The following is a 22,891-nucleotide window of genomic DNA, read 5'->3' on the forward strand; positions in this document are numbered from 1 at the left end:
CCTCACTCACGGCACCACCTCGCCGGCTCCGGCCACCACGGCGGCCAGTTCACCGCGTAACCGGCGCAGGGCGGCGCGGGCCTGGTCGCGGGTGCGTTCGTCGACCGGCCGGGTGGCGTACCGGGCCTCCCGGTAGACGTGGGCGAACTCGCCGAGCACGTCGGCGCTCGCGATTGCCGGGACGCCGGTGGCCGGGTCGCCGCGCAGCAGGCGGGTGACCAGGTCGGTCGGCGTGTCACCGGGCAGCCGGGACAGGCCCGCGCCGGCGGCGGCCTCCTCCAGCCGTACCCAGCAGGCGATCACCGCGGTGCGCGGGTCGGTGTCGGCGTCGTCCAGGTCGACCAGGCCGGCGTCGAGGGCGGCGACCACCTCGCGGGCGGTGCCCTCGGCGTCGCGGCGGGGCCGGCCGGCCGGCAGCTTGCGGGTGGTGCGGCGGACCGCGCCGCGGACCAGCGTCCAGAGCAGCCAGCCGAACACGCCCAGCACGGCCAGGCCGAGCAGCCCGAGCGCGACCACGACGATCCACCTCGGAACGGAGGCCCCGGTCGACGCCGTCGTGTCGCGCGGTTCCACCGGGATCGACGGGACCGGTTCGGCGGTCGGGTACTCCGGAACGAACGGCACGTTCTCCGCCGCCGGCGGGATCCGGCTGGCCCCGATCGAGGAGTGGGCGGCGGCCACGGTGAGGCCGGCCAGCAGGAGCGCCACCGCCGCCACCGGCCACCACCTGCGCAGCGCGTTGAGGTCCGTCATCGCCACCGCCCCGCAGCCTCAGTCCACCCCGGCCAACCGCTTCGCCCGGGCGAACACATCGTCCAGCATCCCTGGTGTGAGCCGCCCGGTGAAGGTGTTCTGCTGGCTCACGTGGTAGCAGCCGAGGAGTTCCGGTGCGGCCGTTCCGGACCAGTGTGCCCCATGACCGAACGCGGGTCGCGGGCTGGGCGGACGCACGCCGTACACGTCGCGGAGCACCGGCCACCAGGCGGCCCAGGCGAAGGCACCCAGCGCGACCACGACGCGCAGGGTGGGCCGGATCAGCGCGACCTCGCGGTGCACCCACGGTGCGCAGGTGTCGCGCTCGGTCGGGGTGGGCTTGTTGTCCGGCGGCGCACAGCGCACCGCGGCGAAGATGCGGGTGTGCCGCAAAGCCAGTCCGTCGTCGGCGGCCACGCTGGTGGGCTGGTTGGCCAGGCCGGCACGGTGCAGCGCGGCGAACAGGACGTCGCCGGAGCGGTCACCGGTGAAGACCCGGCCGGTGCGGTTACCGCCGTGCGCGGCCGGCGCCAGCCCCAGGACGGCGATCCGGGCCTCCGTCGCCGGCACCGCGGCCGGCGGGCCGGACCCGCCCCGGCCGGTGCGGTTGTCCGGTGCGCCGAAGCCGGGCACCGGTCGCCCCCAGTACTCCTGGTCCCGGAAGGCGGCCCGCCGGGTCCGCGCGACCTCCTCCCGCCAGGAGACCAGCCGGGGGCAGGCGAAGCACTCCGCGACCCCGGCGTCGAGGTCGGCCAGGTCGGTCGCCCGCGCGGCGCGGGCGACGACCTCGCCGGGGGTACGCGGCTCAGCCAAGCTTGGCCCGGAAGAGTTCGAGGGTGCGCGCCCAGGCGGTCGCGGCGGCCCGCTGGTCGTAGTTCTCCGGCCGGTCCTCGTTGAAGAACGCGTGCGCGGTGCCCGGGTAGTCGTAGGTCTGGCAGGTGCCACCGGCGGCCTCGATGGCCCGGCGGGCGCCCTGCACGCCGTCGTCGGCGGAGAGGCCGTCGGCCTCCGAGCAGTGGATGACCGCGGCCTTGCCCGCGTAGTCGTCCCACTCCGCGCGCATGCCGTCCCACGGCAGCCTCGGGTAGAACGCGGCGGTGGCCACGATCCGCTCCGAGCGGGTGGCCGCCCAGAGGGCCAGGCTGGCGCCCGCGCAGAAGCCGGCCGCGCCGACCTTGCCGGTGACCTCGGTACGCCCGGCGAGGTAGTCGGCGGCGGCGGCGATGTCCGCCGCGGCCTCGTCCATCTGCGCGGCGTTCAGCATCTGCCGGGGCTCGTCGGGCTTGACCGCCGGGCCGCGCCGGAAGTCCGGGGCGAGTGCGACGAAACCGGCGTCGGCGAACCGGTCCACGACCGACCGGACGTGCGGCACCAGGCCCCACCAGTCCTGGATGACGATGACCGCCGGGCTGGCCGCACCGCCGGAGGGTATCGCGAGATACCCCTCGCCCGTACCTCCGGTACCGGGGTACCTCACCATCTCGCCCATCGGCCCGTCCTCCTAGCGGTCAGTCAACGTTGGCTGGTCGCCCAGTGGTCCTACGTGCCGGTAGCCTGCCACGCCGCACCCGCGCCGGGAAGACACGCAAGTAGTGGCATTCACCTCCTGTTCGCGTAAGGAAGGGCCCCTCCTTAACGCCTGGCGTAGAGGAAGGGCCCCTTCTTAACAATCGACGGCCGAGCGGATCAGGCCTTCTTGGTCAGGCAGAGCACGTAGCCGGTCTTGCCCGGCTCGATGCTGGAGAAGACGTAACCCTCCTCGCCCTCCTTGAAGAACTGCTCGCACGCGTCGCCGGCACGAGCCTGGGCGGCGGTCTGCCCGTCGGCGCGGCCGACCACCGTGAACGCCGCCTCGGTGGAGGTGCACTCGACGACCTTGGCGCCGTCGACCTTCTCCTCCTGTGCGCCGGTCACCTCGGGCAGCTCGGCGATGCAGTCGCCGGACTTGGCCTCGGCGGTCTCGTCCTTGTTCAGGAAGTTGCCGATCGCCGAGCCGACACCGAACTTCAGGCCGGCGATGACGAGGAACGCGACGATCGCGCCGATGATGCCCAGCGCCTTGCGACCGCCGGTCTTCTTCGCCGGCGGCTCGGCCGGTGGCGGCGGCTGGACGCCGGGCTCGGGCGGCGCGGCGTTCGGCGCGGGGGGCGGTGCGACCTGCTCTGACACGGGTTTTCCTTCCGAGGGGTTGGTGAGCAGACGACACCGTAACGATCAACTGCGGCTGACACCGCCCCGTCAACCTCATCCGTTCAGCCATTTCCCAGGAACGAGATGTAAGGAAGGGCCCCCTGTTAACGCCTGGTGTAGAGGAAGGGGCCCTTCCTAACACTCAGGACACACGGGGCGCGGGCGTCGTGGGCGACGGCGTGGCCGTCGGCGACGGGGTCGCGGTGGGCGACGGGGTGGCGGTGGGCGACTGGGTGGCGGTGGGCGACGGGGTGGCGGGCGGGATGGACAGCGGCGGCAGCGCGGGCGCCGCCGGCGGGACGGACGCCGGTGGGCCGGGCGCGAAGGGCGCCGAGTCCGGGCAGTACGGATACGGCCGCAGCCGCGGGTTGCCCGGGACGGTGAGGTCCCGGGGATCGCGGCACTCCGGGTGGCCGAGCCGGATCGGGTCGCCGTTCTGGTCGAAGAGCCGCGCGTCGCGTACCAGCCGGCCCTCGCTGTCGTACACGAAGACGTCGCGGACGTGGTCGTAACGGCCGTCGACCGCGATCGACTCGTAGTCGAAGTCGTAGCCGGCTCGATCCTCCATGTCCGCCAGCCCGATCAGCGCGAACACGACCAGGGCCACGTTCCCGATCTGGAGTGCCTGCCGTGGCCAGCCGCGCAACCCGTCACTGCGACGCCCCCACCAGACCGAGGCCAACACGAGGCCGACCAGCATGAGCAGGCCGGTGAGGAGGTCGCCACCGAAGCGGGGAAGCAGACCGAACGAGCCGCCCGTGCTCACGGTGGTGACGACCATCGCCGCCAGGTAGGCGCGCAGGACCCACCAACCCGGGCGCAGCAGGCGGAGGAACTCGCTCACCGTGGGATACCCGAGAGGTGGGCCGAGTTGACGGTCCAGGGCGCTGATCTGGTCGCGGGCTCGGCGCGCCGTCCCGGTCAGGCGGTGCAGGCGCCCCCTCCGGATGGTGCCGACGCCGGCGGCGGTGCGCAGTTCGAGGGCGTACGCCTCGGGCGCGCCGAGCCGGTCGGTGAGCGACCCGTCGGTCTCGGCGGCGACCTCCCGGAGGTGTTCCGGCAGGTCCTCGGTCAACTCGTCGCGGACCTCCGGCGGCAGGTCGGCCAGAGCGGCGCGAACCCGGTCGACGTATTCCGTGATCTCCTGCTCCGTGACGGTCATGCCGCCATCCCCCGATCGTCGAGCAGCGTGTCCATGGTGGTGGCGAACGAGCGCCAGAGCTTGCCGGACCGGGTGAGCTGGTCGCGGCCGGCGGCGTTGAGTGAGTAGTACTTGCGGTGCGGCCCGGACTCGCTGGGCACGACGTAGGTGGTGAGCAGGCCGGCGGCGAAGAGGCGGCGCAGGGTGCCGTAGACCGAGGCGTCGCCGACCTCCTCCAGCCCGGCCTCGCGCAGCCGGCGCAGGATGTCGTAGCCGTAGCCGTCGGCGTCGCGGAGCACGGCGAGGACCGCGAGATCCAGTACGCCCTTCAGCAACTGTGTGGTGTCCACGCGATGCACAGTAGTGCGCAATGCGAAGTAGCGCCAGCGTTTCACCGAACCGGACGTGGCGGCGGTGGGCTTCAATGAAAAGGCCCTCCGGCGCCGACGCTGTCGCTGCACCTCCCGTCGCTGCACCTCCGGTCGATCAGGAAGGGCCACCGTGACCGACATCCGCCGACAGTTCTCGGAACTCTCCCGCAACGGCAAGACAGCCGTCCTGGCCTCCGCCACCGCCCTGCTGCTGGCGATCGGTACGACCTCCTGGGCCCTGGTCGCCTCCGACGACGACACCGTCGACGCGTACCTCGACCGGTCCGGCCTCGGCGAGAACCGGGTCGTCCTGCGGGTCGGCGTCTTCAAGGACGAACCGCTGCTCAGTTGGGCCGCCCCGGACAAGCGCGCCTCGACGTCCATCAAGGACCACGTCGGGTTCCAGATCGAGCTGATCCGGGAACTCGCGCACTACCTCGGCTTCACCGACGACCAGGTGCACCTGATCGAGACGCAGGTGCAGAACCGCAGCGTGGACCTCAACAACGACACGGTCGACGTGGTCGTGGCCACCTACTCGGTGACCCCGCAGCGGGAGGAGGTGGTCAACTTCGCCACGCCGTACCTGCTCAGCCAGCCGGAGCTGCTCACCAGGCCGGGACTCTTCGACGCCGACGACTCGGTCAGCATGCGCCGGATCGGCGACCTCGGCGCGAAGCTCTGCACGGTGGGCAGCTCCACCTCGGAGGACGCCCTCCGGGGCCGGGGCTTCAACCGCTTCGAGGGCGCGGCGACCAGCGAGGACTGCGTGGACGGCGTACTGGCCGGACGGTACGACGCCTTCATGCTCGACGAGGCGGTGCTCGCCGGTTACAAGGAGCGGCACGGCGCCAAGCTCGACCTGGTCGAGCTGGTCCTCGACCAGACCGAGGAGTACGGCATCGCGGTCGCCAACGACGACGAGCGGCTGCGCGTGGTGATCGGCAACTTCCTGCTGGACAGCTACGAGCGCGGCGAGAGCGGCGCATGGCAGAAGGCGTGGAACAGGACGCTGGCCAAGGTGCTCGGCGACCGGCGACAACCACAACCCCGGGAGTACGAGCGGCTGCGCGACTACCGGGACCGCTACCGGGCGGCCGGCGTCATCGGCCGGGCCGGCCAGCCGGGCACCGCGTCCGCACCGGACCAGCCGGTCCTGCCACCGGGCCGGGGCGCGGCCACCGTGGCCACCCGTCCGCGTCGCCGCACCCGCCGGTGAGCGCCCCGGACCGGCCGGCACCGGACCGGCCAGCCCCCGACCAGCCAGCTCCCGACCGGCCAGCCCCCGACCGGCCAGCTCCCGACCGGCCAGCTCCCGACCGGCCGGCACCGGACCGGCCAGCCCTCGACCGAGCGGCCCCCGACCGGGCGGTTCCGCCGCCGGCCGGGGACGCGGCTCTGCCACCGATCTCCGCGCGGCCGTTCGACCGGGAGGCGTTCTGGACGGTCGCGGTCGGCCTGCCCGCCCTGGTCTCGGTGCTGCGGCTGTGGGCCGAGGCGGGCGACCTGGAGACCACCCTGCTGCTGGTGGCCAACGTCGGACCGGTGAACCTACTCGCCAGCCTGGTGGTCACCGCCACCTGGCTGGTCTCGGCGGCGCTGGTCGCGGTCTTCACCGTCGGCGCGGTCACCCGTCGCGGGCGGCGCACCGGCACCGCCACGTTGACCTGGGGATCGCTGTTCGCCCAGCTCTCCTGGGCCGCGCCCCGCTGGCTGCGGATCATGGCGTTCGCGCTGGCCGCGCTCACCTGGCAACTGCTCTACCTGCCGCTGCTGCTGCTCGCGGCCTGCGCCGCGTTCGGCCTGCACCCGACCCGTCCGCGTCGCACCGGCTGGCTCCTCGCCGCCGCCGCCTACCTGGCGGTCTTCGGGCCGGTCGCGGTCTCGGCGACGATCCAGGGGTACGCGGTGCCGGCGCTGCTCGTGCTGGCCCCGCCGGTGCTGGTCGCGCTCGGTGCCACCCGCCCGATCCCGGCCGGCCTGGCCCGGCCGTTCTCCTCGGTGGCGCAGGTCACCGCCCTGGCCCTGGTGGTGCTGGCGGCGGCACCGGTCTTCACCGCGCCGGTGCTGCCCCGCGGCGTGGTCACCGTGACCGGCGAGGGCGACGAACCGCCGCAGCCCGTCCGGGGTCACGTGGTCGAGGTCAACGACACCACCACCGCCGTACTGCGCAGCAGCGGCGGCGTCGAGTTCATCCCCAACCGGCGGGTCGGCGACCGGGTCCTCTGCCCGGACGAGGGACGGGCCGCCCGCTACCGGCTGTTCGTGTTCGGCCTGCACATCGAGGACTCGGTGCTCTCCGGGGCGGGACGGTTGCGCCGGCCGTCGCCGGTGCTGGACCCGCGCTGCCGCCCGACCGTGCCGGAACGACCGATGGGCGTGCCGTTCACCGAACCCACGTCGTCCGCGTCGACGGACTGACCGGCGTCCACCGCGTCCTGATCGTGGTCGGCCCGTCGGGCCGTCCAGCCGACGAACCGCTCGAACAACTCCGCCGGAGACGGTCCCGGATCGGGGTTGAGGGCCATCAGGTCGGCGGTCGCGTCGAACAGGCAGGTCGCCATGTAGATCGACAGTCCGACGCGGTCCCGCCGGTACTCCATCAACAGCAACAACCGGGCCGGCTGGCACGGCCACGGCCCCGCGCACACCCGGCAACGCCAGAGCGGCCGCATCGCCAGGTGCGGCCGAATGACCCGCCGCTGACGATCGTGTACGGGCGAAACGTTCGAGGCTGCCATCCCCCCATAATGTCCGGCGCTGTTGTCAGTGTCAACAGACTGCGTAGTTGTCGCCGCCTAGCGACGCGTGCACTGCGATCGTCAACCCGTGGAGCTTGTCGGCGTGTCGGAGATTCGGGCGATGCTCGGAAACGTCTCGCGCCAGCGTGCGTCCGTGATCGCCAATCAGCGGAACTTCCCGGAGCCGATCGCCGTGTTGGCGATGGGCAAGGTCTGGCGGAAGTCGGACGTGGAGGCGTGGATCCGGGAGCACCGCCCCGAGTTGGCGACCGACTGAAGCCCGCCCCGGCACAGGTCCCCTCGATGTCCGTGAAGTCGGGCGGAAACCTGTCCCGGATACCCCGACATCAATGACGTCGAGTCGATCATGCGGCGGAACAGGTCTAGAGCAGGCTCCAGGCGATGCCGTCGAGGATGTCGTGCTCGGAGGCGACCACCGCGTCCATCCCGGCCCGCTCCATGATCACTCGGAGCACCAGCGCGCCCGCCCCGATCACGTCCGCCCGGCCGGGGTGCATCACCGGGATCGCCAGCCGCTGCTCACGGGTCTTCGCCAGCAGGTCGGCCGTCACGTCGGCCACCTGGTCGTACGGGACGCGGGCGTGGTGGATGCGCTCCGGGTCGTACTCCTGAAGGTCCTGGGCGATCGCGACGACGGTGGTGACCGACCCGGCCAGGCCGACCAGCGTGGCGGCCTCGCGGCCGGGGACGGCCGCCAGCGCGCGGTCCACCGCATCGGCGATGTCGGCCTGCGCGGCGGTGATCTCGGCCTGGCTCGGCGGGTCGCCGTGCAGGTGCCGCTCGGTCATCCGGACGCAGCCGATGTCCATCGAGATCGCCGCCTGGACACCGCCGGAGCGGGTGCCCACCACGAACTCGGTCGAGCCGCCGCCGATGTCGACGACCAGGTACGGCTCGCGGGCGTCGGCCGGCAGCCCGCGCACCGCGCCGGTGAAGGAGAGCCGCGCCTCCTCGTCGCCGGTCACCACCTCCGGGGCCACCCCCAGGGTCTGCTGCACCATGCCCCGGAAGTCGGCGGCGTTGGAAGCGTCCCGGGAGGCCGACGTGGCGCACATCCGGACCCGTTCGACGCCGAGCTTGCCGATCTCCTCCGCGTAGGAGGCGAGCGCCACCCGGGTCCGCTCGATGGCCTCGTCGGACAGCCGACCGGTCCGGTCCACGCCCTGACCGAGCCGGACGATCTCCATCCGGCGGCTCACGTCGGCCAGTGGGGCCCGCGGGCCGGCGTCGGCGTCGGGCAGGTCGGCCACCAGCAGGCGGATGGAGTTGGTGCCGCAGTCGATGGCGGCGACGCGCGTCGTCACGCGGCAACCCTACGGCAGGTGGGCCGGGCGCGGACCGGCCGGTGAAGGCGCGTCGACGGCGGTGGCGGGCACCTGGCCGAGCAGGTGCGCGCCGAGCGGCGTCAGCCGGTGCCCGACCGCCCCACCGCGCCGGTCGCTGGTGATCAGACCGGCCGCCCGCAACGCCGTGGCGTGCTCGGACGCCGAGGAGAGACTCACCCCCGCGGCGTCCGCCAGCGCGGTGGTGCTCAGCTCGCCGGACTCCGCCAGTCGGCGCAGCACCCCGGCCCGGGTGACGCCGAGGAGCCGGCCGAGGGCACCCGCGGTCGGGGCCGCGCCGTGGTGCGGCATCGGCACGGGATAGACCAGCAGGACCGGATGACCCGGCTCGACCAGCACCCGGGGCAGCGGACCGGCCAGCGGGGTGGGCAGCAGGAGCAGGCCGTGCCCGGTGCCGGTCAGCTCCCCGCTCCACCACGTCCGCACCTCCAGCACCGGGGGCCGCCAGCGGATCGCCGGGTGCAACCCCGCGAAGAGGCCGGCCAGCCCGCCCAGGGCCAGCCGCTGGGCGGCACCGGTCACCTGCTGCCGGTGCGCCGACGTCAGCTCCGACCAGTGCGGCTTCAGTACGGTCCCGAACCAGGTGTCCACGGCCTGCCCGAACAGGTCCAGCGCCTCCGGGTCGGCCGCCGCGAACCGACGCCGCAGCGGCGTCGCGGCGACGTCCGCGTACGCCGCGGTGACCTCGGCCCGGATCCGCCACGACGCGGTGGCGCGGATCGCCTCCAGACCGGCCGTCACCGACTCCGACCCGCCGAACGGGGTGAGGAAGTCCGGCAGCCGCCCCCGGGCGGGCAGCAGGTGTCGCAGCGTCGCGGTCGCCGCCCGTGCCTCGCCGCCCGCCCTGGCCGATGCCGCCCGCTCGGCCAGGCTCGGCACCAACACGGATCCGGTGGAGTCGCGCAGCGCCTGGCTGGCCATCATCGTCATGCCGACCGGGTGCAGCCGGTCGGCGAACCGCACCTGGCACAGGTCCGCCGACCCAAGCTCAAGGCGAAGCATGGCAACAGACTGCCGGTCTTCGGCCTGAACCGAAAGGCTTGATCGGTCACCGGCCGGGTTCCAGAGTGGAGCGGGGTCCACGAGGGGGGCGGGCGTGCGGCGGACGACGGTGGTGCTGGCGGGGTTGTCGGTGGCCATCGCGGTCGGGGCGTGCGGGGCACGGGGGCGTACCCCGGCCGAGCCCACGCCGTCTCCCTCGGCTCCGGTGGAACGTCCCGCCGCCGGCGAGCACCAGCTGAGCCTCACGCACGGCGGGGTGGAACGCACCTACCAGCTGTACGCGCCGGCCGGCTACGACCCGGCCCGGCCCACCGCGCTGGTGATCGCCCTGCACTTCTATCCCGGCAGCGGCAGCGGGATCCGCGAGATGGTGGGCCTGGACGCGGTGGCCGACCGGGAGAACGTCCTGGTCGCCTACCCGGACGGGCAGAACGGCGGGTTCAACGCGTTGATCTGTTGCGGCACCGGGGACGACGTCGGTTTCCTCCGGGCTCTCACCGAGCACCTGGTGAAGACGTGGCGGGCCGACCCCGACCGGGTCTACCTGACCGGTATCTCCAACGGCGGTGACATGAGCTTCCGGGCCGCCGTCGAGGCGGACGGGCTCTTCGCGGCGGTCGGCGTGGTCAGCGGTGGCTACAGCGGTCCCCGGACGGCACCGGAGGACTACGTACCCGACAGCCCGGTGTCGGTCATCACGTTCATCGGCGGTCAGGACCAGTACGCCGGGGCGTTCGCCGAGGGCGTACGGACCTGGCAGCGCCGACTCGGCTGCCGACCGAAGGCCGCCCCCCGGGTGCCGGGCCCGCAGCGGATCAGCCGGACCGACGCGACGTGCGCCGACGGCAGCGACGTCACCGTCTACACCCTGCCGGAGATGGGGCACCGCTGGCCCGGCGCGCGCAGCGGCCAGCTCGCCGACGCCGACGCGGGGCTCGTCGCGACCGAACTGATCTGGGACTTCTTCGCCGCCCACCCACGCCGGGCCCGGTGACGGCGCGCTACAGGCGCAGCAGCATGCGGGTGTTGCCCAGGGTGTTCGGCTTGACCCGTTCCAGGTCCAGGAACTCGGCGACACCCTCGTCGTACGAGCGCAGCAACTGCTCGTACACCGGCTGCGGCACCGGCGCGGCGTCGATCTCGCGGAAGCCGAACGACGCGAAGAACCGGGTCTCGAAGGTGAGCACGAAGATCCGCGCCACACCCAGCTCCCGGGCCACGTCGATCAGCTCGCCGACGATCCGGTGCCCGATCTTCCGGCCCCGGCAGACCGGGTCCACCGCCACCGTACGGATCTCGGCCAGGTCCTCCCACATCACGTGCAGCGCACCGCAGCCCACCACGGCACCGTCGCCGGTCACCGCGACCCGGAACTCCTGCACGTCCTCGTAGAGGGTGACCGTCGCCTTGCTGAGCAACCGCCGGTCGTCGGTGTAGGTGTCCACCAGCCGCCGGATCCCCCGTACGTCGGAGGTCCGCGCCCGCCGCACCGCGATCTCGTCGGGCCCGACCATGGTCACTCGTCCGCCGGCACGTCCACGCACGGCCCGGCGGCCCACCACGGCTCCACCACGTCCAGCACCTCGTCGCCGAACGGGTTCACCCCCGGCCCGGCGCCCAGCGCGTGCCCCAGGTGCACGTGCAGGCACTTCACCCGGCCCGGCATGCCGCCGGCCGAGACGCCGGCGATCTCCGGCACCTGCCCGATCGCCTCGCGGCGGGCCAGGTAGTCCTCGTGCGCCGCCCGGTAGTGGGCCGCCAGCTCCGGGTCCTCGGCGAGCCGGTCGGCCATCTCCTTCATCAGCCCGGCCGACTCCAGCCGGCTGCACGCCGCGGTCGCCCGCGGGCAGGTCAGGTAGAACAACGTCGGGAAGGGCGTGCCGTCGGCCAGGCGCGGGGTCGTCTCCACCACGTCGGGCAGGCCGCAGGGGCAACGGTGGGCCACCGCCCGGGTGCCGCGGGGCGGGCGTCCGAGCTGCGCGGCCACCGCGGCCAGGTCGGCCTCGGTGGCCGGCTCCCGCTGCGGCAGGGGTACGGAGGCCGCCGCCGGCTCCTGCGGTGGTACGACAGTCACGGTGCCCATCTCTCGTGTCGGTGCTTCGGTGCCACTGCTCACTGGTCGGGCTGGGCGACGTTCGCGCCCTGCACACTCGACCACAGCGTGTCGTACCAGGCGGCGGGCGCGGTCGGCTGGCCCGCACCGGCCGGTCGACCGGCGTCCCCGGCGGCGTCCTCCGGGGCGGAGAGCACCACCAGCAGCGTCTCCCCGGGACGGCCCATCTGGAACCGTTCCCGCGCCTTGATCGCGATGTATCTCTCGTCCTGCCACTTCGCGGCCTCGACGGCCAACTCGTCGATCGCCCGGCGCTGGGCCGCCTGCGCCGCCTCCATCCGCTCGATGTCGGCCTGCTGGTCCAGGTAGACCCGCACCGGGTAGGTGTAGCCGAGGGCGAGCGCGATCAGCACCGCGAACAGCACGGTGGCACGCCCGGTGAAGCCCCGGGGGTGGGGAGCGGAGAGCCGCCGGACGGTGCCGCCGGACGCCGTACGCCGGGCCGCCGCGGGACGGTTCGTCGCGCGTACGCCCTCGGTCGCCCGGGTGGTGCCCGGAGCGCGACCGGAGGTCGCCCGCTGCTCGGCGCGGACGCCGCCCTCCCGGGCCGGCGTCCGGGCGGCACGGGACCCGCCCGGCCGGCCGGACTGGCCCGGCCGGGCGGGACGCTGGCCACCCGGCGTGCGGCGCTGCATCGTCACACCCCTCCCCCGAGGCTTCGCGTGCTCAGGCCGAACGGTAGCGCGGGAACGCGCCCGCACCGGCGTAGCGCGCCGCGTCGGCCAGCTCCTCCTCGATCCGCAGGAGCTGGTTGTACTTCGCGACCCGGTCCGAGCGGGCCGGCGCGCCGGTCTTGATCTGGCCGCAGCCGGTGGCCACCGCCAGGTCGGCGATGGTGGTGTCCTCGGTCTCGCCGGAACGGTGGCTCATCATGCACTTGAAGCCGGCCCGGTGGGCCAGGTCCACCGCGTCCAGCGTCTCGGTCAGCGAACCGATCTGGTTGACCTTCACCAGCACCGCGTTGGCCGCCTTCTCGGCGATGCCCCGGGCGATCCGCTGCGGGTTGGTGACGAACAGGTCGTCGCCGACGATCTGGATCCGCTCCCCCACCGACGCGGTCAGCGTCTGCCAACCGGACCAGTCGTCCTCGGCCAGCGGGTCCTCGATCGACACGATCGGGTACGCGTCGGCGAGCTTGGTGTAGTAGGCGCTCATCTCCTCGGCGCTCTTCGCGGTGCCCTCGAACGTGTAGGTCCCGTTGTCGAAGAACTCGGTGGCCGCGACGTCCAGCGCGAACACGATGTCGGTGCCCAGCCGGTAGCCGGCCTTCTCCACCGCCTCCGCGATCAGGTCCAGGGCGGCGGCGTTGGTCGGCAGGTTCGGCGCGAAGCCGCCCTCGTCGCCCAGGCCGGTGGAGAGGTCCTTCTTCTTCAGCACCGACTTCAGCGCGTGGTAGACCTCCGCGCCGGAGCGCACCGCCTCCCGGAAGCTCGGCGCGCCGATCGGCGCGATCATGAATTCCTGGATGTCGACGTTCGAGTCCGCGTGCGCGCCGCCGTTGAGGATGTTCATCATCGGCACCGGCAGCAGGTGGGCGTTCGGACCGCCCAGGTAGCGGAACAGGCTCAGCTCGGCGCTGCCGGCCGCCGCCTTCGCCACCGCCAGGGACACGCCCAGGATCGCGTTCGCGCCCAGCTCGCCCTTGTTGTCGGTGCCGTCGATGTCCAGCATCTTCTGGTCGATCAGCCGCTGCTCGCTGGCCTCGTAGCCGATCAGCTCGTCGACGATCTTGTCCTCGATGTTCGAGACCGCCTTCTCGACACCCTTGCCCAGGTAGCGGTCGGAGTCACCGTCGCGCAGCTCGATCGCCTCGAAGGCGCCGGTGGAGGCGCCGGACGGCACCGCCGCGCGGGCGATCGTGCCGTCGTCCAGGCCGACCTCGACCTCGACCGTGGGATTGCCCCGCGAGTCGAGAATCTCCCGGGCGACGATTCCCTCGATGGTTGCCACTGAGTCGCTCCTCGTTTGTGTGTACCGGTCCGTTATGGGCCGCGACGGTGCGGCTGAGGCAGGTGTTACCACGCAGCGTATCGGGCGACGACCGCCCACACGCCCTTCGGGGCCGACCCCACCGCCGGGACGCACCGACACGCGGAAGCGGCGCCACGCGCCACTTCCGGCCCGAATCCTGCCCAGGAGGACGGGCGACACGGACATTCCCGTATTCTCGTACGTCAACCGGCAACCGGTTTGCGCGCGGTTGATCCGATCGGCAAGGCTGGTCGTCATGCCCGCCGCCTCGACCACCCTCCGCATTCTCGCCGTGTCGGTCATCGCGTCGCTCACGGTCACCGGTTGCCAGACCCTGGACGACGCCGGGCGGGCCATCGGGCGCTCCGACCTCGTCAACGACCTCGCCGCCCGCCTCGACCGGGCGCTGACGCTGACCTACTCGGCCGAATACCAGCTTCCCGCCGGGCAGACCGCCACCATCGCCCAGGCGCAGGACCCGGTCCGGTCCGCGTACACCTGGCCGGGCGGGAAGCTGACCGTCACCCAGGACGCCACGGCCCGCTGCGAGACCGGCGGCAGCCGTACGGTCTGCACGCTGGAGGCACCGCCGGCCGCCAACGCCAAGCCGTCGGTCACCCTGTTCACCGAGGCCAAGAAGCGCGGGCTGGTCACCCCGCCGGTGGTCATGCAGCTGCTGACCGCCGCCGCCCTGGACCCCGAGGCGGTGATCGAGCAGAGCGACACCACCCTGGCCGGCCGGCACGCCACCTGCGTCGACGTCCAGCAGTCGGGCGACGACTTCACCGCCTGCGTGACCACCGAGGGGGCCCTCGGCAGTTTCACCGGTCAGGTCGACGGCGCGCGGGTGGAGCTGGCCCTGACCGAATACCAGGAGGCCGTGGCCGGAGACGCGTTCGAGCTACCGCCCGGCGCCGGCGTGGTGGACCGCCGCACCGCCACCTCCTGACCGCCGCCCCGTGACCATGCCCGGCGCCGGCGGGTTCGTGCCGGGCGCGGACGCGTCCACCCCACCGGCACCAGCGGATCCGGCCCTCCCGGTCGCCGGACGCCGCATCGGGACCCGGGAGGACGGCACCCTGCTCCGGGTCGCGGACCTGCCGGCCGGCACCGCCTGGGTGCCGCTCGGCACCCTCGACGGACGACCGGCGTGGGCGACCGAGGTGCCGTCGACCGACCAGCACGCCGGCCGCTGGCGCGGCTGGACGGGCATCGCCGCCGAACTGCCCGAACCGCTCGCCGCACTCGCCGGACGGGCGGTCGCCGTGGTCACCTGGCGGCGTACGCACCGGTGGTGCGGGGCCTGCCGGGCCGCGCTGGCCGACGTGCCCGGCGAGACCTCGCGCCGCTGCCCCGACTGCGACCTGTACGTCCCGATGCGGCTCTCCGCCGCCGTCCTGACGGCGATCACCCGGCCCGGACCGCCCGGCCGTCCCGACGAGCTGCTCCTGGTCCGGCACGCGTACGGGCCGACCCACCTGTGGGCCCTGGTGGCCGGCTTCGTGGAGGCCGGCGAGTCGCTGGAATCGGCCGTCCGACGGGAGGTCGGCGAGGAGGTGGGCCTGACCGTCGACGGGCTGCGCTACTTCGGCAGCCAGCCGTGGGCGCTGTCCGGCCCGGGAACCCTGCTGGTCGGCTTCACCGCCCGCGCCACCGACCCGCGCGCCGAACCCGTGGTCGACTCCACCGAGCTGACCGAGGCGCGCTGGTTCCCGCTGGACGCGCTGCCGGCGGAACTGCCGCCCGCGTACTCCATCTCCCGCTGGCTGGTCGACGCGGCGGTGACCGCCGCACCCACCTGAGCCGCGACACCGCCCGCCGCGACGCCACCCGACGCGCCGCCCGCCGCCACGCCACCCGCCGCGGCGCCGCCCGCCGCGGCGCCGCCCGCCGCGGCGCCGCCCGCCGCGACGCCGCCCGCCGCGACGCCGCCCGCCGCGGCGTTAATAGGGGGCCCTTCCTATACCGCAGGCGTTAATAAGGGGCCCTTCCTTACACCTCACGCGGCGAGGAGGGTGCGCAGGTGGCGGGGCGGGGGGCAGCCGTGGGAGAGCATCGCGTCGTGCCAGTCCCGCACCGACACGCCGTCCGGCCGGACGCGGGCGATGTCGGCCATCTCGCTCCAACCGACGAAGTACGTGGACAGTTGCGTCGACGTGAGCAGGGCCCGCCGCCACTTGCCGGCCGCCTCGCCCTCCTCCTGGAAGCCGCGCCCGGTCATCAGCGCCGTCGCGTCGGCCTCGGACAGGTCGTCGCAGTGCACCAGCTGGTCGAGCAGGGCGTTGATGGTCATCCGGAGCTGCATCTTCAGCTGCTGCATCCGCACCGGCAGGCCGCCGAAGCCGAGCCCGGCCATCACCTCCTCGGCGTGCACCGCCCACCCCTCGATGAACACGCCGGACTGGGTCAGCGGTCGCACCCGGGTGCGGCCGGCCCAGCGCCGGGCGTGGGCGAGTTGGAGGAAGTGCCCGGGCATCGCCTCGTGCACGGTCAGGTTGCGGATCATGTGGTCGTTGTATTCGCGGTAGAACGACTCGACCCGCTGCGCCGGCCAGTCCTCCGGGGTCGGCGAGATGCAGTAGAAGGTGGGCACGTCCGCGGTCTCGAGCAGCCCCGGCGAGTCGCAGTAGGCGACCGCGACGCCCCGGGCGAACTCGGGCATCTCCTGGATGACGCACGGGTCGTCGACGAGCGTCACCAGGTCGTGCAGGCGGACGAAGTCGCTCGCCTCGTCCAGCGTGACCGAGGCGAGCTCCACGATGGTCGAGTTGTCCGGGTGCTCGGCGCCGAGCAGGTCCAACGCCCGGCGCACCGTCTCGTCGTCGGCCGGCCCACCGACCAGCTCGACGGCCGCCGCGCGGATCTCCTCGGTCACCCGGTCCAGGTTGGCCCAGGCGCGACGCTGCACCTCGGCGGCGCCCAGCTCGGTGTCCAGGGTGTGCCAGAGCCGCGCCTCCCAGCGGCGGCGGCCGAGCCGGGGATCCGGCCCGGGGCCCGGGTCGGCGGCCAGGCCGGCGCGCAGCCAGGCGACGAACTCCTCGCAGGCCGCGATCGCCGCCGTGGCCGCCGGCGCCAACCGGTCGTGTCCGGCCGGTGCCTGGGCGAGCAGCGCCGGCACCTCGTCGCGGATCAGCGCGGCGGTGCCGGTGAACTGGCCGACCGCCGTCTCGGCGTGCACCCGCGGCATGTCCCGCAGCGTCGCGCGGGCGGTGGCGAGGGCGTCGGGTACGGCGGCGAGCCGGCCGGCGAGGCTGTCCAGTCGCACCTCGACCGGCGCGTACGGGCGGGCGACCAGCGCGTGCAGCAGCGGGCCCGGATTGTGCGCGAGCGGGTTCCACTCGTGCGAGCGGATCTCCCCGGACTCGAACAGCTCCCGGTCCACCAGGGCGGTCAGCAGGGCGTGGTCCACGGACTCCTCGACGTCGAGAGAGTCCGGGTCTATCTCGGCGAGGGCGTCACCGGCCTCGCGCAGCATCGCCCGGTCGGCCGCCACCGCGTCGGTGGAGCGGTCCGGCAGCCGGTCGTCGTAACGGTGGTCACCCACCGAGGTGGCCAGCCCGGGTCGGCTGACGAGGACGGCCTCGACAATCCGCTCGGCCAACGTCCCAAAGTCCTCCACCCGCCAAACCCTACCGACCCCGCACCCCACCGCGCGCCCGACGAACCCCGTCGATCACGAAGTTGTCACCCGCCACATCGGCGTGTCGTGACAACCACTTGATGATCAACCTGGGTGGGGCGGAGGGGTGGACCGCCGCTCGGCGGCGCGGACGGCTTCGGCATAGGCCAGGGTGGCCCGGCGGAGGGCGGCCTCGGGGTCCTGGCCGGCCTTCCTCGCGGCGGCGACCGTGGTCAGGAGGGATGCTCCCAGCCTGGCCTCCTCGTCGACCTGGGACGCGGCCAGCGGAGGTGGGACCGCCAGGCCGATCCGGGCGGCCCGGTCCAGGATCTTCGCCGCCAGGGCGAGCGCGGGTTGGCTCCACGCGATGCCGTCCAGCACCGAGTCACGCGCCTTCTCGGCCCGCTTGATCCGCTCCCAGCTCGCCTCGATCTCCTCCAGCGTGCCGGTGGCACCGTCGGCGAACACGTGCGGGTTGCGCCGGACCATCTTGTCGACCAGCCCACCGGCCACGTCGTCGACGGTCCACCGCCGCTCCTCCGGCAGCTCCTCGGCGAGCCGGGCGTGCAGCAGCACCTGGAGCAGCACGTCGCCCAGCTCCTCGCGGAGCGCGTCGGTGTCGTCGGCGCTGATCGCGTCGTACGTCTCGTAGCACTCCTCCAGCAGGAACCCGGCGAGACTCCGGTGGGTCTGTGCCCGCTTCCACGGGTCGCCACCCGGCGACGCCAACCGGTCGATCACCGCCGCCGCGTCGAGGAGACGGGCACCCGGTGGGTCCCACGAGCCGTACATCAGCTCCAACTCGGCCAGTCCGGGCTCGCGGGCCAGCCGCAACCCCAGCTGCCGGGCCAGCGACTCGTCGCCTGCCGGACCGGCCAGCCAGACCACCGTGCCGTGCGCGGCCACCGCGTCCAGCAACGCCTGCGTCGCCGGGCCGTCCACCACGGTCACCTCGACGCCGGCCACCCGCAGCGCCGTGGTCAGCTCACTCTCCGCCGCGGCCAGCACCGGAGCCTGGCGTACGACGTCCCAGGCCGCCGCCGTCAGCAACCCGGCCGGCAGCCGGGGCGAGGTGACCAGCAGGACGATCCGGGACGTCATGCTCAGCCGTCGACCGTCCCGGGCTGCGGCTCGACCTGCTCACCGTCGGTCGGCTCGACCGACGGCAGCGGGTCCGGGGTGCTGACGTCGGTGACCGCGCCGGTGCCCTCCTCGCCCAGCAGGACGCTCACCGCCGGCGCGTCGCTGTTGAACGACAGCACCGGGAACTCCAGCGGCCGGTAGCGCGGGTTCACCGTCACGTCGTAGTCGCCGACCGCGTCACCGAGGGACTTCTTCGCGGCCAGCGCCCGGCGCAACTGGTCGCCGTCGAGCTGGCCGGCGGCCTGCTCCACGGTCACCTCGGCCGGGATCACCCCGGCGGTCTTGCCGGCCTCGACCAGGTCGGTCATCTCCTCCTGCGTCGGCGCCACCGGCGAGCCGACCGGCAGGCCGGACAGGCAGCTGTTCAGCTCGGCCTGCCGCTGCGCGAACACGCTGCCCGGCGCGAGACCGAGCGCCTGGCGCACCTGCTCCGGCTCCGGCGGCGTCTGCGCCCGGTAGCCCTTGTCGGCGGAGACCCGCTGGCAGACCTCGTGCAGCACGAGCGTGCTGACGATCTGCGGCCGGCGGAACTCCGGACGCTCCGCCGGAGGCTCACCGGGAGCCTGCGGGGCCGGCGAGGCGGTGGCCAGCTCCTGGACGATCGCGTCGACCGCGGTTTCGGTGATCCGGACGTCGCCGACGTAGGCGGCGACACCCGGCTCGGTGCGACAACCGGCGAGGGCGACGAGGCCGACCGCCACGCTGGCGACGGCGACAAGACGGCGAGCACGCATGACGGTCACTCTCTCACGCTGTCCCGCCGTCGCTGTGACGCCCCCCACCCCCGTCGTGTGGTCAGTGTGTCGCGCCGGCCAGCGCGGCGGGCTCGCCCAGGACGTCGCTCAGGAGCTGGGCGCACCACTGGAGCAGCGCCTGGTCGCGCAGCGGCTCGCCACCCACCCGGCGGGTGCTCGGCCGCGGCACGCTGACCTGGTCCAGGGCCTGCTTGTAGACCGAGTCCGGGTGGTAGCGCTTGAGCCGCAACTGCTTGGAGTCGGGCAACGGCAGCGGGCCGAACCGCAGGTGCTTGCCCTGCATGCTCACGTCGGTGAGCCCGTACCGCCGGGCCAGCAGGCGGAAGCGGGCCACCGCGACCAGGTTCTGCACCGGGGCCGGCGGCTCGCCGTACCGGTCGGTCATCTCGGCGACCACCTCGTCCAGGCGCGCGTCGTCGCGGGCCTCGGCGAGCTTGCGGTACATCTCCAGGCGCAGCCGCTCCACGGCCACGTAGTCGTGCGGCAGGTGCGCGTCGACCGGCAGGTCGATCTTGACGTCGGTCTCCTCCTCCTGACGCTCGCCCTTGAACGCCGAGACGGCCTCGCCGACCATCCGCACGTAGAGGTCGAAGCCCACGCCCTCGATGTGCCCGGACTGCTCTCCGCCGAGCAGGTTGCCGGCACCCCGGATCTCCAGGTCCTTCATCGCCACGTACATGCCGGCGCCCAGCTCGGTGTGCTGCGCGATGGTGGCCAGCCGCTCGTGCGCGTTCTCGGTCAGCGGCTTCTCCGGCGGGTAGAGGAAGTACGCGTACGCCCGCTCCCGGCCCCGGCCGACCCGACCCCGGATCTGGTGCAGCTGGGCCAGGCCGAGCAGGTCGGCCCGCTCCACGATCAGGGTGTTGGCGTTCGGGATGTCGATGCCGGACTCCACGATCGTGGTGCAGACCAGGACGTCGAACTCCTTCTCCCAGAAGCCGACCATCACCTTCTCCAGCGCGTCCTCACCCATCTGGCCGTGCGCCACCGCGACCCGCGCGTCGGGCACCAGCTCCCGCAGCTTCCGGGCGGTCCGGTCGATCGACTCGACCCGGTTGTGCAGGTAGAAGACCTGCCCGTCGCGAAGCAGCTCACGGTGGATGGCGGCGGCCACCTGCCGGTCGTCGTACGCCCCGACGGAGGTGAGCACCGGGTGCCGCTCCTCCGGCGGGGTGGCGATGGTGGACATCTCCCGGATGCCGGTGATCGCCATCTCCAACGTCCGCGGGATCGGGGTGGCCGACATGCTGAGCACGTCAACGGAGGCACGCAGCGTCTTCAGGTGCTCCTTGTGCTCGACGCCGAAGCGCTGCTCCTCGTCGATGACCACCATCCCGAGCTGTTTGAACCGGGTGGCGGTCTGGAGCAGCCGGTGGGTGCCGATGACGATGTCGACGGTGCCGTCGGCGACCATCTCCAGGGTCCGCTCGGTCTCCTTCGGCGTCTGGAAACGGGACAGTTGCCGGATCTGGACCGGGAACTGGCTCATCCGCTCGGCGAAGGTGTTGTAGTGCTGCTGCACCAGCAGGGTGGTGGGCACCAGCACCGCCACCTGCTTGCCGTCCTGCACCGCCTTGAACGCCGCCCGGACCGCGATCTCGGTCTTGCCGTAGCCCACGTCGCCGCAGATCAGCCGGTCCATCGGGACGGTCTGCTCCATGTCCCGCTTGACCTCCTCGATGGCGGCCAGCTGGTCCGGCGTCTCCTGCCAGGGGAAGGCGTCCTCCAGCTCCCGCTGCCACGGGGTGTCCGGGCCGAAGGAGTGGCCCTTGGACGCCTTGCGGGCCGCGTACAGCTGGATGAGCTGCGCGGCGATCTCCCGGACCGCCTTGCGGGCCCGCGCCTTGGACTTCTGCCAGTCCGAGCCGCCCATCTTGTGCAGGGTGGGCTGCTCGCCGCCGACGTAGCGGGAGAGCTGGTCGAGCTGGTCGGTGGGGACGAAGAGCCGGTCGCCGGGCTGGCCGCGCTTGCTCGCCGCGTACTCGATGACCAGGTACTCCCGGCTGGCGCCGTTGACGGTGCGCTGCACCAGCTCGACGTACCGGCCGATGCCGTGCTGCTCGTGCACCACGTGGTCGCCGGCCCGCAGCTCCAGCGGGTCGATGGTGTTGCGCCGCCGGCTGGGCATCTTGCGCATGTCCCGGGTGGACGTGCCCCGCCCGCCGGTGACGTCGTTGCCGGTGAGCAGCGCGAACCTCGACGCCTCGTCGACGAAGCCGGCGGTCAGGCAGCCGCAGGAGACGACCACCTCGCCGGGTGCGGGCGCGGTCGGCACCTCCTCGGTCATCCGGGCGCCCAGGCCGGCGTCGCGCAGCACCTCGACCGCCCGCTGGGCGGGACCGTGCCCCTCGAAGACCAGCGCGATCGACCAGCCCGCGCCGGCCCAGCGCTGGATGTCGTCGACCACCCGGGCGGTCTCGCCGTGGTAGAGCGGCGCCGGCTGGGCGGCCAGGGTCACCGCGATCGCGTCGTCCGGCGTCACGTCGACCTCGGTCGGCGCGTCCTCCCAGGGCTGCCGCTCGGCCGGCGCGTCGGCACCGGCCAGCCCGAACGGCGACAGCGTCCACCACGGCTGCCGCAGGGCGCGGGCGGCGGAGCGTACGTCGGCGAGGGTCTTGAAAGCGGCGGCGCCGAGGTCGACCGGGGCCTGGCCACCGACGGCGGCCGCGGCCCAGCTGGCCTGGAGGAACTCCTCGGAGGTACGCACCAGGTCGTGCGCCCGGGTGCGGATCCGCTCCGGGTCGCAGAGCAGCACGTGGGTGCCGGCCGGCATGGTGTCCACCAGCAGTTCCAGGCTCTCGTCGCCGAGCAGCGCCGGCACCAGCGACTCCATCCCCTCCACCGGGATGCCCTCGGCCAGCTTGTCCAGGATCTCGGTCAGCTCCGGGTGCTCCTCGGCCAGCGCGGCGGCCCGCTTGCGCACCGACGGGGTGAGCAGCAACTCCCGGCACGGCGGCGCCCACAGCTGCGCCACCTGCTCGATGGTGCGCTGGTCGGCGACGGCGAAGGTGCGGATCTCCTCCACCTCGTCACCCCAGAACTCGACCCGGGACGGGTGCTCGTCGGTGGGCGGGAAGACGTCCAGGATGCCGCCGCGCACCGCGAACTCGCCGCGCTTGGTGACCAGGTCGACCCGCGCGTACGCCATGTCGGTGAGCCGGCGGGCCACGCCCTCCAGGTCCGCCTCCGCGCCGGCGGCGAGCTGCACCGGCTCCAGGTCGCCGAGCCCCTTGAGCTGCGGTTGCAGCAGCGACCGGACGGGCGCCACGACGACCCGCAGCGGCCCGGTGCGGCCGTGCGGGTCGGCGGCGGCCGGGTGGGCCAGGCGGCGCAGCACGGCCAGCCGCCGGCCGACGGTGTCGGAGCGGGGCGAGAGCCGCTCGTGGGGCAGCGTCTCCCAGGACGGGAAGACCGCCACCTGCCCCGGGGGCAGCAGGCTGCCCAACGCGGAGGCGAGGTCGTCGGCCTCCCGGCTGGTCGCGGTGACCGCCAGCACCGGCCGTCCGGCGCCCCCGTCGGACTCGTCGGCGGCGACCGCCGCGACCGCGAACGGGCGCAGTGCCGCCGGGGCGGTCAGGTCGAGGCCGTCGACCTGCGCCGCACCGGAACGCGCCAGGTCGCGGGCCCGGGCCAGCGCCGGGTCGGCGAGGGCGGCGGCGAAGAGTCCGGTCAGCATGTGATCTGCTCCAGTGCGGTGGCACGACGATCACCCCTCGTCCGGGCTGGAC

The 22,891-nt window shown here is 73.5% G+C and carries 22 protein-coding genes; 6 read left to right on the forward strand and 16 right to left on the reverse strand.

The window, feature by feature from the left end; genetic code table 11:
* Positions 1–6 precede the first annotated feature (6 nt).
* The 6 genes from D7223_RS20275 to D7223_RS20300 form a co-directional block, all read right to left on the reverse strand.
* Positions 7–753 (reverse strand): DUF4129 domain-containing protein, encoded by a 747-nt coding sequence (locus D7223_RS20275; protein ID WP_120730184.1) that lies wholly within the window; start codon positions 751–753, stop codon positions 7–9.
* 18 nt (positions 754–771) lie between these two features.
* Complete coding sequence (locus D7223_RS20280) at positions 772–1,566, reverse strand: uracil-DNA glycosylase (RefSeq protein WP_120729997.1); 795 nt, start codon at positions 1,564–1,566, stop codon at positions 772–774.
* Complete coding sequence (locus D7223_RS20285; protein WP_120729998.1) at positions 1,559–2,242, reverse strand: dienelactone hydrolase family protein; 684 nt, start codon at positions 2,240–2,242, stop codon at positions 1,559–1,561. The genes D7223_RS20280 and D7223_RS20285 overlap by 8 nt, the downstream gene beginning before the upstream one ends.
* 197 nt (positions 2,243–2,439) lie before the next feature.
* Positions 2,440–2,922 (reverse strand): LppU/SCO3897 family protein, encoded by a 483-nt coding sequence (locus tag D7223_RS20290; RefSeq protein WP_238162130.1) that lies wholly within the window; start codon positions 2,920–2,922, stop codon positions 2,440–2,442.
* Positions 2,923–3,085: 163 nt separating this feature from the next.
* Positions 3,086–4,105 carry an HAAS signaling domain-containing protein gene (locus tag D7223_RS20295; protein WP_120729999.1) on the reverse strand — a complete coding sequence of 340 codons (1,020 nt, stop codon included), beginning with the start codon at positions 4,103–4,105 and terminating at the stop codon, positions 3,086–3,088.
* Positions 4,102–4,434 (reverse strand): PadR family transcriptional regulator, encoded by a 333-nt coding sequence (locus D7223_RS20300; protein WP_120730000.1) that lies wholly within the window; start codon positions 4,432–4,434, stop codon positions 4,102–4,104. The genes D7223_RS20295 and D7223_RS20300 overlap by 4 nt, the downstream gene beginning before the upstream one ends.
* A 151-nt stretch (positions 4,435–4,585) precedes the next feature.
* On the opposite strand from D7223_RS20300, the gene D7223_RS20305 reads away from it, so the two are divergent.
* The 3 genes from D7223_RS20305 to D7223_RS34000 all read left to right on the forward strand — a co-directional run bounded on the left by D7223_RS20305 (position 4,586) and on the right by D7223_RS34000 (position 7,473).
* Positions 4,586–5,674: a transporter substrate-binding domain-containing protein gene (locus tag D7223_RS20305; RefSeq protein WP_120730001.1), complete on the forward strand. Its 1,089-nt coding sequence runs from the start codon at positions 4,586–4,588 to the stop codon at positions 5,672–5,674.
* Positions 5,671–6,876, forward strand: a complete 1,206-nt coding sequence (locus tag D7223_RS33065) for a hypothetical protein (RefSeq protein ID WP_186832273.1) — start codon at positions 5,671–5,673, stop codon at positions 6,874–6,876. The genes D7223_RS20305 and D7223_RS33065 overlap by 4 nt, the downstream gene beginning before the upstream one ends.
* Positions 6,877–7,350: 474 nt before the next feature.
* Complete coding sequence (locus D7223_RS34000; protein ID WP_272948741.1) at positions 7,351–7,473, forward strand: hypothetical protein; 123 nt, start codon at positions 7,351–7,353, stop codon at positions 7,471–7,473.
* Between the two features lie 106 nt (positions 7,474–7,579).
* Here the strand turns inward: D7223_RS34000 and D7223_RS20320 are convergent, their stop codons facing one another.
* Together D7223_RS20320 and D7223_RS20325 are read right to left on the reverse strand one after the other, a co-directional pair.
* The gene (locus D7223_RS20320; protein ID WP_120730002.1) at positions 7,580–8,521 is read right to left on the reverse strand and encodes a Ppx/GppA phosphatase family protein; all 942 of its coding nucleotides are present in this window, start codon (positions 8,519–8,521) and stop codon (positions 7,580–7,582) included.
* Between the two features lie 9 nt (positions 8,522–8,530).
* Entirely contained in the window at positions 8,531–9,562 is a 1,032-nt protein-coding gene (locus D7223_RS20325; RefSeq protein WP_158610918.1) for an ArsR/SmtB family transcription factor, read from the reverse strand.
* A 94-nt stretch (positions 9,563–9,656) separates the two neighbouring features.
* Between D7223_RS20325 and D7223_RS20330 the strand changes: the two genes are divergently transcribed.
* The gene (locus tag D7223_RS20330) at positions 9,657–10,556 is read left to right on the forward strand and encodes a CE1 family esterase (protein ID WP_238162131.1); all 900 of its coding nucleotides are present in this window, start codon (positions 9,657–9,659) and stop codon (positions 10,554–10,556) included.
* A 7-nt stretch (positions 10,557–10,563) separates the two neighbouring features.
* Here D7223_RS20330 and D7223_RS20335 read toward each other — a convergent pair whose 3' ends face one another.
* From D7223_RS20335 to eno, 4 genes are read right to left on the reverse strand one after another with little or no spacing between them, the layout of a single operon-like run.
* Positions 10,564–11,076, reverse strand: coding sequence for an amino-acid N-acetyltransferase (locus tag D7223_RS20335; protein ID WP_120730004.1), 513 nt, complete (start codon positions 11,074–11,076; stop codon positions 10,564–10,566).
* Between the two features lie 2 nt (positions 11,077–11,078).
* Positions 11,079–11,636 carry a DUF501 domain-containing protein gene (locus D7223_RS20340; protein WP_120730187.1) on the reverse strand — a complete coding sequence of 186 codons (558 nt, stop codon included), beginning with the start codon at positions 11,634–11,636 and terminating at the stop codon, positions 11,079–11,081.
* A 38-nt stretch (positions 11,637–11,674) separates the two neighbouring features.
* Positions 11,675–12,310, reverse strand: coding sequence for an FtsB family cell division protein (locus D7223_RS20345; RefSeq protein WP_120730005.1), 636 nt, complete (start codon positions 12,308–12,310; stop codon positions 11,675–11,677).
* A gap of 31 nt (positions 12,311–12,341) precedes the next feature.
* Entirely contained in the window at positions 12,342–13,625 is a 1,284-nt protein-coding gene (eno, locus tag D7223_RS20350; protein ID WP_120730006.1) for a phosphopyruvate hydratase, read from the reverse strand.
* Between the two features lie 277 nt (positions 13,626–13,902).
* Here eno and D7223_RS20355 point away from each other — a divergent pair, with 277 nt between their 5' ends.
* The gene (locus D7223_RS20355) at positions 13,903–14,595 is read left to right on the forward strand and encodes a hypothetical protein (RefSeq protein ID WP_120730007.1); all 693 of its coding nucleotides are present in this window, start codon (positions 13,903–13,905) and stop codon (positions 14,593–14,595) included.
* Positions 14,596–14,611: 16 nt separating this feature from the next.
* On the forward strand, positions 14,612–15,448 hold the full coding sequence (gene nudC, locus D7223_RS20360) for an NAD(+) diphosphatase (protein WP_120730188.1): 837 nt from the start codon (positions 14,612–14,614) through the stop codon (positions 15,446–15,448).
* A 197-nt stretch (positions 15,449–15,645) separates the two neighbouring features.
* Here nudC and D7223_RS20365 read toward each other — a convergent pair whose 3' ends face one another.
* The 4 genes from D7223_RS20365 to mfd form a co-directional block, all read right to left on the reverse strand.
* The gene (locus D7223_RS20365; protein WP_120730008.1) at positions 15,646–17,265 is read right to left on the reverse strand and encodes a DUF885 domain-containing protein; all 1,620 of its coding nucleotides are present in this window, start codon (positions 17,263–17,265) and stop codon (positions 15,646–15,648) included.
* A gap of 105 nt (positions 17,266–17,370) precedes the next feature.
* On the reverse strand, positions 17,371–18,366 hold the full coding sequence (locus tag D7223_RS20370) for a nucleoside triphosphate pyrophosphohydrolase (protein WP_120730009.1): 996 nt from the start codon (positions 18,364–18,366) through the stop codon (positions 17,371–17,373).
* A gap of 2 nt (positions 18,367–18,368) precedes the next feature.
* Positions 18,369–19,142: a hypothetical protein gene (locus D7223_RS20375; RefSeq protein WP_120730189.1), complete on the reverse strand. Its 774-nt coding sequence runs from the start codon at positions 19,140–19,142 to the stop codon at positions 18,369–18,371.
* 61 nt (positions 19,143–19,203) lie between these two features.
* A complete protein-coding gene (gene mfd, locus D7223_RS20380) occupies positions 19,204–22,839 on the reverse strand; it encodes a transcription-repair coupling factor (protein WP_120730010.1) in 3,636 nt (1,211 codons plus the stop codon).
* Between the last annotated feature and the right edge of the window lie 52 nt (positions 22,840–22,891).

This window comes from Micromonospora endolithica, from assembly GCF_003626595.1.
In the GTDB taxonomy this organism is placed as follows: domain Bacteria; phylum Actinomycetota; class Actinomycetes; order Mycobacteriales; family Micromonosporaceae; genus Micromonospora; species Micromonospora endolithica.